Genomic DNA, 13292 nt, shown 5'->3' with positions numbered 1-13292 from the left:
TCGGCGTCCGCGGTGGTAACGGTACAATCGGTGTAAGCTGTACTGTGGGGGATTGCTGTGGAAACCGTGTTTGTGGTCACGAAAAATGCGCACAAGGTCGCCGAATTTGAGCGTCTGCTGGCGCCCTTGGGCGCGTGCGTGCGTGGATTGCCGGACGGGCTGGAGGCAGCGCCGGAGACGGGGGCGCAGCTTGTCAGCAATGCGGTGGAAAAGGCGGCCTATTACGCACCGTACTGCCACGGTTGGGTGCTTGCCGACGATTCTGGGTTGTGCGTCGACGCCCTTGATGGTAGGCCGGGCGTCATGTCCGCCCGCTATGCCGGCGTGCATGGCGACGACGCGGCCAACAATGCGAAGCTGTTGCGTGAGCTTGCAGATGTCCCGGATCCGCAGAGGACGGCGGAGTTCGTGTGTGCCCTCGCGCTGTGGCACCATGAGTTGGGCGTGGGCCTGACCGCGGTTGGGCGCGTGCGAGGCATCATCTTGAGGGCGCCCCATGGGGCCAACGGGTTTGGGTATGACCCGTTGTTTTGGGTGCCCGAACTCGGGCGCACCTTCGCCGACATGACGGTGGAGGAAAAGAATCAGTATTCGCATCGCAGGCGGGCAGTCGACAGGTTGCTGGAGCTGGCTGCACACATCCCGTTGGTTTCTTGATCTATCCCTCCGCTTGCAGTACACTTGTGGCGAATCCTTGAGGTTAGCCTGCAGCTGCGGGTGTAATTCAATGGCAGAACTCCAGCCTTCAAGCGGGTAGCGTGGGCTCAATTCCTCTTGCCCGCTCAACGTGTCTCAGTAGCTCAGCTGGATAGAGCAACAGCCTTCTAAGCTGTGGGTCGGGGGTTCGAATCCCTCCTGAGACGCCAGAGAGAATCATTGATGTGACGCGGTTTTTTTGAGATTTTGCCACCCATCGTTGGGTGGCGTTTTTCATGCGCTTGTGTGTGTATGGTGTGCGCCGTACAGGAAGGGCTCTGCCGTCCATTTATGTCGGCGCTGCTGAACGAATCGTTCTGCGGTTATCCGTCGCACCCTGTTGCTCCCGTGCTTCGCGCGAGGCGAACCGCCCGGGACGGGAAAATGCCGCTTCCCTCACAGGGCCGATTGCGTACAGTGGGGTATGTCTGTCCGAGGGGGTGTGAAATGGTGGACGGCGGATTGTTTACACGTTGGGCGATTGTATTTCTGATTATCTTCGTGTTGTTCATCCTTTTGATTCCGGAATACGGAGGCTACGTGGGGACCGATGCCTGCGGTCCGGGTGGTGGAGTCGCTGTCTCCTGAGCCGTGCGGATGGGCCTCATACCTGCTTGCTGCGGCGGGGGTTTGCATCTGTGGCGCCGCACAGGAAGGCGAAGGAATACGCAGACAAGTATAGGCAAGCGTCGCTGCGAATGGAGGTCCGATTTCGTATGGTAAATCGCACGTCAGTCTGAAAGGGGGATGATACATGGACGGGTGTTTTGGCGTATTCACGCGTTGGGCGGTCGTGTTTCTTATCATCTTCGTGCTGTTCATCTTGCTCATTCCGGGAACCGACGGAGCAGCATGTTGATCCGACAGTCTTCATTTCTCTCCTGGGGGTGACTGTGAAATGAATTGCCCGCCAATCGTATGCCCTCCTCGTTACTGTGTCCGCGACCACTACATCCCTCGGATGGTCCCTTATGTCCATCCAATTGTAAACATCAATAGGCATGTAATTGTGAACGTGCCGCAACACTTTTATCAACCTGTCACGAGGAATGTGGTCGTCGATCCAGGGTGCCCGGGATCACGTTGCAGCCGACCTGGCTATTCCGGATATCCTGGGTATTACGGATAAGGAGTCGCAAACGCAAACGCAGGCTCTGCCGCTAAGGTGGGGCCTGTTGTTGGGTTGCGCGCGTGACTGAGCGGACACCAACCGGTTTTGTGGCGTGCACGTCCCGCAAGCTCTTCTCCAACGGCCAAGCCCACTGGCAGACCTATCCACACGCCGTTTCCAATCACGACATCTCCTTTCGACTGTGGGTATCCTCGGAAATGTCTCGCAATCGATTGGCTTGTTCTTTCCATAAAAATCTGCGGATCGCCATAAGTCCCGGCGCCGATGTCAAACTCGCGGTACCGAGGTAATAGATTCATGAATTTGGATTGTCATTGGATTGTGGATACCCCTCCAGTTGATTGCGAGTCCTGCGGCTGTGGCAGCAGGGCTCAGAGCGCCGCCTTGGGAGTCAGCTGCTGCACCGGCACGCTAGAGAGTATGCGGCAACCGTGGCCTGCGTGAGTTGAGCGGGCACGACCACAAGTGGTACGATAAGGCACGACGATGTGCGCGGCTTGCGCGCGGAACGAGCCGTTCGGGATAATGGATGTCTTTTATCGGTTGTCGCTCGTGTAGAACATGGTATAATGAAACGGCTTATGATTGCCTGCAGGCGTGCGTGCAGCTTGTGGGAGGCAGGGTTGGCAGAATGACCGCGGCTGCTGTTGGCCGAAGGATTTGGGGAGGAACCGTGCATGACAGCGAAATGGGAAAAAACTGAAGCCAATGTCGGTGTGCTGGAGGTCGAAGTTCCCAGCGACCGATTTGCAGAAGCATTGGACTATGCATTCAAACGCGTCGTCAAACGCGTTAACGTTCCAGGTTTTCGCAAGGGCAGGGTTCCACGCAAGGTGTTTGAGATGCGCTTCGGCGTCGAGGCCCTGTACCAGGACGCAGTGGAGTACCTTTTACCGCGCGCCTACGATGAAGCGGTGCAGGAGACGGGGATTGAGCCGGTGGCGCAGCCTGATGTCGATGTGGTACAGGTGGAGTCCGGGAAGCCGTTCATTTTCAAGGCGACGGTCACTGTGAAACCTGAGGTGGTCCTCGGTCCCTATAAGGGCGTCGAGGTGGAGGATAAGGCGTTTGAAGTGACGGATGAATTGCTGGAAGAGGAATTGACCAACATCCGCAAGGCTCATGCCGAACTTCAGGTTCTGGAGGACGGGGAGGTCGAGCAGGGGGACCTGGTCAACATCGACTTCCGCGGCACCGTCGATGGGGAACCGTTTGAGGGCGGGGAAGCGGAAAACTATCAGCTTGAAATTGGTTCTGGTGTGTTCATCAAAGGCTTTGAGGAACAGTTAATTGGTATGAAGCCGGCGGAGGAGCGGGACATTACCGTTACTTTTCCGGGGGACTATCATGTCAAGGCGCTGGCTGGCAAGGAGGCTGTGTTCCACGTCGTGCTCCATGACATGAAGCGGAAGGTCCTGCGGGACTTGGACGACGAATTCGTCCAAGAAATCAGCGATTTTCAGACGGTGGACGAATTCGTCGCCGATGTTCGCAAGCGCCTTGAGGAGAGGATGCAACAAGATCACCAGCGGTATTTGGAAGATCAAGTGGTCGAGAAGGTAGCCGCCAATGCGACGATTGATATTCCGAGCGTGATGATTGACCACGAGATTGACCATCAATTGGGGCACTTTGCCGAGCAGTTGTCCATGCAGCAAATCCCGTTGGACGGCTACCTGGAATTCACAGGACAGACCCGGGATGAACTGCGTGAGCAGTTCCGGGAGGCGGCGGAGCGGCGGGTGCGCACCAGCCTTGTCCTGGAGGCGATTGCGGAGCAGGAAGGTCTCACCGCCACGGATGAAGAAGTGAAGGCGGAGGTCGCGAAGATGGCGGAGTCAGCCGGCGTCGAGCAGGAGCGCGTGGAGCAGATTTTGTCCCTGCGCGATCCGGGGTTGTCAGGGCTGCGCAACGACCTCACGACCCGCAAGACGGTTTCCTTCCTGGTTGAGAATAGCGTTCGCAAGTGAATTGATGTACAATGTCGATGACAGCAGGGGAAACAAGGCACGTATTCGTGCCTTGTTTTCTCAAAGTCGCAGGCCCGGTTACATGGGCAGGGAACGGCGAAGGAGGGCTTGGCGATGAGCTTGACGCCCATTGTCATCGAGCAGACGAGCCGCGGCGAGCGGTCCTATGACATTTACTCAAGGCTGCTTCGAGATCGGATTATCATCCTTGGGACCCCAATTGACGACTACGTGGCCAATTCGATTGTCGCGCAGCTTTTGTTTTTGGCAGCGGACGATCCGGACCGAGACATCCAACTGTACATCAACAGCCCGGGTGGTTCTGTGACAGCCGGATTGGCGATTTACGATACAATGCAGCACATCAAACCGGATGTTTCCACCATGTGCGTTGGCCTGGCGGCCAGCATGGGGGCATTCCTGCTGGCGGCTGGCGCCAAAGGCAAGCGCTACGCGCTGCCAAACAGCGAGGTCATGATTCACCAGCCCTTGGGCGGCGTTCAAGGACAGGCGTCAGATATCAAGATTCATGCCGATTGGATTTTGAAGACCAAGGAAAAGCTCAACCGGATTTTGGCGCATCACACGGGGAAACCTTTTGAACAGGTGGAGCAGGATACCGACCGTGACAACTTCCTGTCCGCAGCTGAAGCCAAGGCCTACGGCATTATCGACGAGGTGCTTCCAGGCGCGGGCCTGCAGGTATGAGGAGGCCGGGAAGTTGCCGTTCTTGCATTCGGAAGCGGTCGATCGCGTGACTTGACCCTCCGTTGTCGAACACTTAGCCAGAGGGAGGGATTGCGATGTTCAAGTTCAACGAGGAAAAGGGCCAACTGAAGTGCTCTTTCTGCGGGAAGACCCAGGAGCAAGTGCGCAAACTGGTGGCCGGTCCTGGTGTGTATATCTGTGACGAATGCATTGAGCTGTGCAATGAAATTGTCGAGGAGCAGTTGGGTGAGGACGAGGAGTTCGAGCTCAAGGACATCCCGAAGCCGACGGAGATCAAGGAAATCCTGGATCAGTACGTGATTGGCCAGGAGAATGCCAAAAAATCGCTGTCGGTGGCGGTTTACAATCACTACAAACGGATCAACTCGGGGGCCGCGAAGAACGATGATGTGGAATTAGCCAAGAGCAACATTTTGCTCATTGGGCCCACTGGCAGCGGGAAGACGCTGCTCGCGCAGACGCTGGCCCGCATCTTGAACGTGCCGTTTGCGATTGCGGACGCAACCACGTTGACCGAAGCGGGGTATGTGGGCGAAGACGTCGAGAACATTCTGCTCAAGCTTATCCAGGCAGCCGATTACGATGTCGAGAAGGCGGAGCGCGGGATCATCTACATCGATGAAATCGATAAGATTGCCCGCAAATCGGAAAATCCGTCCATCACCCGCGATGTGTCGGGCGAAGGCGTCCAGCAGGCCTTGTTGAAAATCCTGGAGGGCACTGTGGCGAGCGTTCCTCCTCAGGGAGGCCGCAAGCATCCACATCAGGAGTTCATTCAAATCGACACGACCAACATCTTGTTCGTCTGCGGCGGCGCGTTTGACGGCATCGAGCCGATTATCAAGCGTCGCTTGGGACGCAAGGTGATTGGCTTCGGGAACCGTACAGAATCGGTCGATCTGCGATCCGATGAGGACATACTGTCCAAGGTCCTGCCAGAGGATTTGATGAAGTTCGGGCTCATTCCCGAATTCACAGGGCGTTTGCCGGTGGTCACCACTTTGACCGCATTGGACGAACAAGCGTTGAAACAGATCCTGGTGGAACCGAAGAACGCCTTGGTGAAGCAATACCAGAAGCTGTTGGAAATGGACGGCGTGAAGCTCGAGTTCGAAGACGAGGCTTTGTCGAGCATTGCCAGGGAAGCCATCAAGCGGGGAACCGGGGCGCGCGGTCTCCGATCCATCATTGAAGGGATTATGCTGGACGTGATGTACGAGTTGCCGGCGCGGGACGATGTGCAGAGGTGCCTTATCACCAAAGAGGCGGTCACTCGTGAGCAAGGTCCCGTGCTTATCGGGAAGGATGGGAAACTCTCCCAGATTGTGCGCACGTCCGAGGAAACCGCGTGACGTCATGAACGCCTTTTGGTCCGGTAGGAGCTCTTTGCGAAACCGCGGCGGTGAAAATGGTGAAATGTAGAAATATAGAGGAGCGGTGCGATGGCGCCTGACGATGAGTCGGGCGCCATCGTTTTGTTTACGTCCGGATAGGGCCGGGAATACTGGTTGCATCGGTGTTTTTTACAAGGGAGGGGTCATCGATGAGCGCCACCATCCTGGCCGTAATCCAACTCTTCTTTGCTGTGGTTATCGGGTTGTATTTTTGGAACCTGTTGAAGACCCAAAACCACAGCCGGCACGCGATCGAGCGGGAGTCCCGCAAGGAGCTTGACAAGCTCAAGAAACTGCGGGCCATCTCGTTGACGGAACCGCTGGCAGAAAAAACGCGTCCCAGTTCACTGGACGACATCGTGGGCCAGGAAGACGGATTGCGGGCTTTGCGGGCAGCCCTGTGCGGTCCGAATCCTCAACATGTCTTGATTTACGGCCCGCCTGGGGTGGGCAAGACAGCCGCCGCCCGGGTCATCCTGGAGGAGGCGAAGAAGAACCCTGCGTCGCCGTTTCAAGGTGACGCGAAATTCATTGAGCTGGATGCCACCACGGCCCGTTTTGACGAACGGGGGATTGCAGATCCGCTCATCGGCTCCGTCCATGATCCCATTTATCAGGGAGCGGGTGCCATGGGGATGGCCGGCATTCCCCAGCCCAAACCGGGTGCTGTCACCAAGGCGCATGGCGGGTTGCTGTTCATCGACGAGATTGGGGAACTGCACCCGATTCAAATGAACAAACTGCTCAAGGTGCTGGAAGACCGTAAGGTGTTTCTGGAAAGCGCCTATTACAGTTCCCAGGATACCAACATTCCGCCGCACGTGCACGACATCTTCCAAAATGGTCTGCCGGCGGATTTTCGCTTGGTGGGGGCGACCACCCGGCTGCCGGAAGACATCCCGCCCGCGATTCGCTCCCGTTGCCTTGAGATTTTCTTTCGGCCGCTGTCCCGTCCCGAAATCCGCCGCATCGTGCGCAAGGCTTGCGACAAGATTGGTTTACCGATGCCGGATGAGGCGGTGGAGGAGGTAGCGAAATATGCGACCAACGGCCGCGACGCAGTGAACATCGTCCAGACAGCCGGCGGTATTGCGCTGACCGAGGGCCGCCAATCCATCGCTTTGGGCGATGTGCAGTGGGTGGTGCAGTTCAGCCAGTTAAACCCGCGTCCAGACACCCAGGTCGCGCACCAGCCTCAGATTGGCGTGGTCAACGGACTGGCGGTCTGTGGCCCCGGCGCGGGGACGCTGCTCGAACTGGAGGCTACGGCGGTGCCAGCGGCGCCCGGTGAGGGACGGCTGACGATAACCGGATTGGTGGAGGAGGAAACGTTGGGCGGCCGGGATCGGACCGTCAGGCGGCGCTCCATGGCTCGGGCTTCGGTAGACAACGTGCTGACGGCGCTGCGGCGCCTGACGGGCTTGGATGCGGCCAACTACCACATTCACCTCAACTTCCCCGGCGGCGTGCCGGTGGATGGGCCGAGTGCGGGGGTTGCCATGGCGACGGCCATTTATTCGGCGGTGCGCGGGATCCCAGTATTAAGCAAGCTGGCGATGACGGGGGAGATCTCCATCCGCGGCCTGGTTCGGCCCGTGGGCGGCGTCCCGGTGAAGATTGAAGCAGCGAGGGACGCCGGCGCCGAGATTGTGCTGATACCCAAGGACAACTGGCAAGAATCGTTTCAACGTCTGGACGGCCTGAAGGTGATTCCGGTGGAGCGATTTGAAGACGTGTTGCGGCTGGCGCTCGTTGGTGGAGTCGACCTGAGCCTGTCGGCAAAACCGGCTCCGTTGTCTGTCAATCCCGCCGTTCCGTCCGTCCAGACTGCTCCCTGAGGGGACGCGGTTAGACTTCTCCCTGTGGATTCAGTAAAATAAATTCCTATCGAGTGGCATGGATGGGCCGCGCGCCGGTTGCGCGGCTCACCCACCCTAGAGAAGGCGGTGCAATCGCGGAGGTGGGACGTTGAGCGCATACGGGGATGCACAAGAGCTGCTTCCGTTGTTGCCCCTGCGGGGATTGCTGGTCTATCCAGGAATGGTGCTGCATTTCGATGTCGGAAGGGACAAATCCGTAAAGGCGCTGGAGCGTTCCGCCGCGTCGGACCACCGGATGGTGTTGGCTTCTCAGAAGGATGGTCAAATGGACGATCCGACCGCGGATGATCTGTACCGCACGGGTACCCTGGTAGAAATCAAGCAGTTGATGAAGCTGCCCAACGGAACCATTCGGGCGTTTGTCGTCGGGGTGCAGCGGGTACGCATCGTCCAGTTTACGCGCGAGGACCCATGGTTTGAGGTGCGGGTGGATGCGTTGACGGAGCCCCCGGTGGACGCGACCACATCGGAGATGCAGGCGTTGATTCGGTCGGTGACCCAGCAGTTTGAACAATACGTGAAGCTGTCGAAAAAAATCGATGAGGATACATTTTCCGCCGTCCTCGACATCGAGGACCCCAGTCGGTTGGCCGACACGGTGGCTTCTCATCTGCCGCTTAAGATCCGGGACAAGCAGGTGCTGTTGGAGACCATTGATGTCAAACTGCGCCTGGAGAAACTGCTCGGCATCCTGTCTGACGAGCGCGAGGTCCTCGAGCTGGAGCGCGCCATACACCAGCGCGTGCGCAAGCAAATGGAGCGCACGCAGAAGGAGTATTACCTGCGCGAGCAGATGAAGGCGATTCAAAAGGAACTGGGGGATCAGAACGGACGGACAGCCGAGATTGAAGAACTGCGCGAGAAGCTTGAGCAGCGGGCGCTGCCCGAAAGCGTGCGGCAGCGTGTGGAAAAGGAGATCGACAGGCTGGAGCGCATCCCTACGGCCGCCGCCGAGGGCACGGTGGCGCGCACGTACATCGATTGGCTGCTGGCGCTGCCGTGGCTGGACACGGCCGAATCGGTCGTTGATTTGCGCCGGGCGGAACGGGTGCTGAACGAACAACACTACGGATTGGAGAGGGTGAAGGAGCGGATCCTGGAATTCCTGGCCGTTCAGAAGCTGACCGATCAACAGCGGGGTCCCATCATCTGCCTGTATGGGCCGCCCGGAGTGGGGAAGACATCCCTTGCTCGGTCCATTGCGGAATCGCTAAAGCGACCCTTTGTGCGTGTGTCGCTGGGAGGAGTGCGCGACGAGGCGGAAATTCGTGGACACCGCAGGACGTATATCGGAGCCCTGCCGGGGCGCATTCTCCAGGGCATGAAACAGGCCGGCGTACGCAACCCTGTGTTTTTGCTCGACGAGATCGACAAGATGGCGAGCGATTTTCGCGGTGATCCAGCTTCAGCCATGCTAGAGGTGCTGGATCCCGAGCAAAACCATTCGTTTTCCGACCACTACATAGAGATTCCGTTTGATCTGTCGGACGTCCTGTTCATCACCACCGCCAACGACATCTATCAGGTTCCCGGTCCCTTGCGGGATCGGATGGAGGTCATTCAACTCTCCGGTTACACCGAATGGGAAAAACTAAAAATTGCCAGGCATCACCTGCTGCCGAAACAGAAACGAAATCACGCCCTGTCTGGGGACCGGCTGCGGGTAGGGGATGCGGTGCTCCAGTCGCTGATTCGGGGATACACGCGGGAGGCCGGCGTGCGTCAATTGGACCGGCTGCTCGCCGCTGTTTGCCGCAAGGCCGCGCGGGAAATTGCCGGCGGCGGGAAAAAACGGGTGGTGGTGAGCGAGTCCCTGCTGCAGGCCTATCTGGGGCCGCCCGCGTACCGGTTTGGACGCATTGAGGAGCGGGATGAAGTCGGGGTCGTGACCGGTCTAGCCTGGACGGCCGCAGGCGGCGATACCTTGACCGTGGAGGTCTCGGTCGTTCCGGGCCGTGGTCAGCTGGTTTTGACCGGGCACTTGGGCGACGTGATGAAGGAGAGTGCCCAAACCGCGCTCACCTATGTCCGCTCGCGCGCCCGGGTTCTGGACATATCCAGCGACTTCCTGGAGCGCGTCGACATTCACATTCACGTCCCCGAGGGAGCCATCCCCAAGGACGGACCTTCTGCCGGCATCACTATCGCCACGGCTATCGCGTCGGCACTGACCAATCGTCCCGTCTCCAGGCTGGTTGCCATGACGGGCGAGGTAACCCTGCGGGGGCGCGTGCTGCCGATTGGCGGTCTGAAAGAGAAAGTGCTGGCCGCCCACCGGGCGGGCATTCAAACCGTTCTGTTTCCCAAGGAGAACGAGCGAGACCTGCGCGACATCCCGGATTCGGTGCGCAAGGACCTGACGCTGCACATGGTTCGGCATATGGACGAGGTGCTGGAGGCTGCGCTCATTCCGCCCCTCTCGCGAGGCGAGGCTGCGTTTGACCCAGAGCACGCGTTCATCGCGTCCTTGGTCCAGGAATCGGCGGAAGGGGAGCAGACGCATCAATGAAGATCCGCTCGCTCGCTTTCGAATTGAGTGCCGTGCGGCCGGCGCAGTGGCCGGCCGACGGATTGCCCGAGTTTGCGTTTGTCGGCCGCAGCAATGTCGGGAAGTCTTCCCTGCTCAATCGGCTGCTTGGCCGGCGCCATCTGGCGCGCGTCTCCAGCAAGCCGGGGAAGACCCAGCAGATCAATTTCTATCGCGTCAATGAAAGATTTCGATTTGCCGACTTGCCTGGGTACGGCTATGCGGCGGTCGGCAAGAGTGAGCGGGCCACGTTTCAGCGCATGATTCACACGTATCTGGAGCGGCGCGATCCGCTTGTCCGCGTGCTGCACCTGGTGGACATTCGCCACAACCCGTCTCGCGACGACCGGGCGATGCATCGCTGGTTGCTGGATCTTGGGCTGCCGACGCTCATCGTGGCCACCAAGGCGGACAAGGTCAAGCGGTCCGAATGGATGCAGGCCCCGGCGCGGATTCGTCGCGAGCTGGATTCTCCCTGGGACGTGTTGCCCGTTTCCGCTGAGAAGAATACGGGCATCGATGCCCTTTGGGCGGTCCTGGAAGATGACTTGGGTGTCACGGATCGTCCATCCACGGATCCTGCGGACGGGTGATATAATGAGGGCGAGCCAAGGCAGGCCGTTCGGTCTGCGCGACATTCAAGAGAGATCTGGTGATTGGGAATGCACATCCTCGGCCTTGGTTTGAATCACCGCACAGCCCCGGTGGCGCTGCGTGAACGGGTGAGCATCGGGGACGCCGAGTTGGCTGATGCGCTGGCCGAGCTGTTGGAGCGAAGCACTCTCCTGGAGAGTGCCATTGTCTCCACTTGCAATCGCACCGAGGTTTACGCGGTGGTCAGCTCGTACAAAGCGGGCGAGGATTTCTTGATAACCTGGTTGGCCCGGCGGGCCGGGCTGGATAAGTCCGACATGTTGCAGCATGTCTATGTCCACCATGGCGCCGAGGCGGTCACCCACCTGATGGAGGTGGCCGCTGGGTTGGACTCGATGGTGCTGGGAGAAACCCAGATTCTCGGGCAGGTGCGGTTGGCCTTTCTGGCAGCGAAAGAGGCTGGCAATACGGGCATGATGCTCAACCGCATGTTTGAAATGGCTCTGCAGCTGGGCAAGCGGGCACAGACAGAGACCCGTGTTGGGCAACTGCCGGTCTCGGTGAGCTATGCAGCGGTGCAGTTGGCCCGCAAGGTGTTTGGTTCCCTGCATGACAAACGCGTGTTGGTCATCGGGGCCGGGCAAACGGGAGAACTCACGCTGCAGCACCTGGCCGCCCACGATGCGAAGCGTCTGATTGTGGTCAATCGCACGATGGAGAAAGCGCAGGAACTCGCGGAACGTGTCGGCGCGATGGCGGCCCCGTGGAGCGCACTTGAGCGGGAACTGGCCCGGGCTGACGTGGTCATCTCCTCCACGGGGGCATCGGAGCCGGTGGTATCGGTGGAGATGGTACGGCGCGCGACCGGACACCGACCGCGTCCACTGTTGCTGCTGGATATCGCGGTGCCCCGCGACATCGATGAGAGGGTGCGCGGACTGGATCATGTGTACCTTTATGACATCGACGATCTGCAGGGTGTGGTGACGGCGAATCGGCGGGAACGGGAACGTCAGGCCGACATTGTGCGTGGAATGATTGCCGAAAGCCTGCAGGCGTATTCGCGCTGGCTGTCCGAGCAAGAGGTGGTGCCCGTCATCGCGGCCATTCGAGCCAAGGGCGAGTCCATTCAGGCGAGCGTGATGGAGAGCCTGCGGAACAAGCTTCCCGAGTTGGAAGAACGGGAGTGGAAGCTGATTCAAAAGCACACGATGAGCATCGTCAACCAGCTCTTGCGCGACCCGATTCGCAACATGAAGGAGTTGTCCGCACATCCCGGGGGAACGAGACATATGGAGGTCTTTGCCCGGTTGTTTGGGATTGCGGACGAGGACTTGGCGGAGTTTGGGAGGCAGGTCATGCTGGAGAGTGACGCGAACGGGTCCGCTCGCTTGACCTTCGCTGATTTTGTCCAGCGATGGAGCGAAGCGATGGCCAAGCCTAGCCGCGCCACGACCGATTCCTCACTGCACCCCGTGCTCCGTTAGGATGGTCGGCCGTGTCTAGCCTGCGGCTTCTGTTTGACGCCCTGACGGTAATCTACGCCCTGAGTCTCATGCTCTTCTTTGTGGACGCGATGCGGCCGCGCCGGCTCGTCAACCGAACGGCGCTGGTTTTGTTGTTTGGGGTGTTTGTGCTTGAGACGGCGTTGCTCTGGCAGCGCCTGTCTGCGTTGAAAAGGGTGCCTGTGTACAGTTCCTTTGATTCGTTGCTCCTGCTGTCCTGGTTGATCCTGTTGGTGGCTTTGGTGGTCGACAGTGTCTTTCGTTTCGACCTGATCCTGTTCTTCGCCAACGCGGTCGGCTTCGTGCTGGTGGTTGTAGACCTGTTTGTGTACCCGCGGCCGCTTCCATACCCGACGGGTAGCGGAGACTTGTTGGTCTTACACGTCGTTTTGGCGGTGGCGAGCTACGCCGCCTTCTCCTTTGCGTTCGTGTTTGCCGTCATGTATCTTGTGCAGGAGTGGTGCTTGCGGCAGCGCAGGTGGAATGGCTGGTATTTCCGGCTGGGTTCCCTGGAACACCTGGACCAGTTGACCTTTGTCGGCGTTCTTGTGGGTTTTCCGCTGTTGCTGTCGGCGATGGTCCTAGGTGTCGTGTGGGGGGAACTGCGCTTGGGCCGCGTCCCCGTGCAGGACCCTAAAATTATCGCCACCGTTGTGCTCTGGTTCATGTACGGGGTCTATCTCCTGCTGCGTGTACGGCGCGGCTGGGGGGGCCGTCGCCTCGCGTGGTATGCGGTGGTGTGTTTTTGGGGTGTGCTGGCCAATCTGGTCATCGTGGGCAGTTTTTCCTGGTGGCACAGGTCCCTCTGACAGACGCCTGGAACGTGGGACCGCAGCGCACCCCATGCCAATTGCTGAGAAGGTGG

Annotated in this window: 10 protein-coding genes and 1 tRNA gene; all 11 read left to right on the top strand. The window is 59.1% G+C overall.

Translation table 11 applies throughout. From position 1 onward, the window contains the following. Positions 1-57: 57 nt before the first annotated feature. The 11 genes from rdgB to ccsA all read left to right on the top strand — a co-directional run bounded on the left by rdgB (position 58) and on the right by ccsA (position 13236). On the top strand, positions 58-657 hold the full coding sequence (gene rdgB, locus AK2_RS07730; protein ID WP_067933051.1) for an RdgB/HAM1 family non-canonical purine NTP pyrophosphatase: 600 nt from the start codon (positions 58-60) through the stop codon (positions 655-657). Positions 658-789: 132 nt separating this feature from the next. Beyond that, positions 790-866: transfer RNA gene (locus AK2_RS07725), tRNA-Arg, on the top strand. A gap of 280 nt (positions 867-1146) precedes the next feature. Next, positions 1147-1284, top strand: a complete 138-nt coding sequence (locus AK2_RS17125; RefSeq protein WP_169794744.1) for a hypothetical protein — start codon at positions 1147-1149, stop codon at positions 1282-1284. 1221 nt (positions 1285-2505) lie between these two features. Further along, positions 2506-3798: a trigger factor gene (tig, locus tag AK2_RS07720; protein ID WP_067933048.1), complete on the top strand. Its 1293-nt coding sequence runs from the start codon at positions 2506-2508 to the stop codon at positions 3796-3798. A gap of 114 nt (positions 3799-3912) precedes the next feature. Beyond that, positions 3913-4506 (top strand): ATP-dependent Clp endopeptidase proteolytic subunit ClpP, encoded by a 594-nt coding sequence (clpP, locus tag AK2_RS07715; RefSeq protein ID WP_067933046.1) that lies wholly within the window; start codon positions 3913-3915, stop codon positions 4504-4506. A 95-nt stretch (positions 4507-4601) separates the two neighbouring features. After that, positions 4602-5879, top strand: coding sequence for an ATP-dependent protease ATP-binding subunit ClpX (gene clpX, locus AK2_RS07710; RefSeq protein WP_067933044.1), 1278 nt, complete (start codon positions 4602-4604; stop codon positions 5877-5879). 191 nt (positions 5880-6070) lie between these two features. After that, positions 6071-7759, top strand: a complete 1689-nt coding sequence (lonB, locus tag AK2_RS07705; RefSeq protein WP_067933042.1) for an ATP-dependent protease LonB — start codon at positions 6071-6073, stop codon at positions 7757-7759. Between the two features lie 130 nt (positions 7760-7889). Next, complete coding sequence (gene lon / locus AK2_RS07700) at positions 7890-10310, top strand: endopeptidase La (protein ID WP_281180633.1); 2421 nt, start codon at positions 7890-7892, stop codon at positions 10308-10310. Continuing rightward, complete coding sequence (gene yihA, locus AK2_RS07695; RefSeq protein ID WP_067933040.1) at positions 10307-10921, top strand: ribosome biogenesis GTP-binding protein YihA/YsxC; 615 nt, start codon at positions 10307-10309, stop codon at positions 10919-10921. The genes lon and yihA overlap by 4 nt, the downstream gene beginning before the upstream one ends. A gap of 69 nt (positions 10922-10990) precedes the next feature. Further along, the gene (hemA, locus tag AK2_RS07690; RefSeq protein ID WP_083520967.1) at positions 10991-12409 is read left to right on the top strand and encodes a glutamyl-tRNA reductase; all 1419 of its coding nucleotides are present in this window, start codon (positions 10991-10993) and stop codon (positions 12407-12409) included. Positions 12410-12420: 11 nt separating this feature from the next. Further along, entirely contained in the window at positions 12421-13236 is an 816-nt protein-coding gene (gene ccsA, locus AK2_RS07685; RefSeq protein WP_067933038.1) for a cytochrome c biogenesis protein CcsA, read from the top strand. The last annotated feature ends 56 nt before the right edge of the window (positions 13237-13292 follow it).

Source organism: Alicyclobacillus kakegawensis NBRC 103104 (genome assembly GCF_001552655.1).
Classification (GTDB): domain Bacteria; phylum Bacillota; class Bacilli; order Alicyclobacillales; family Alicyclobacillaceae; genus Alicyclobacillus_G; species Alicyclobacillus_G kakegawensis.
Note: the sequence above shows the minus strand (reverse complement) of the source record. Positions and strands in the feature narration are given on the sequence as shown.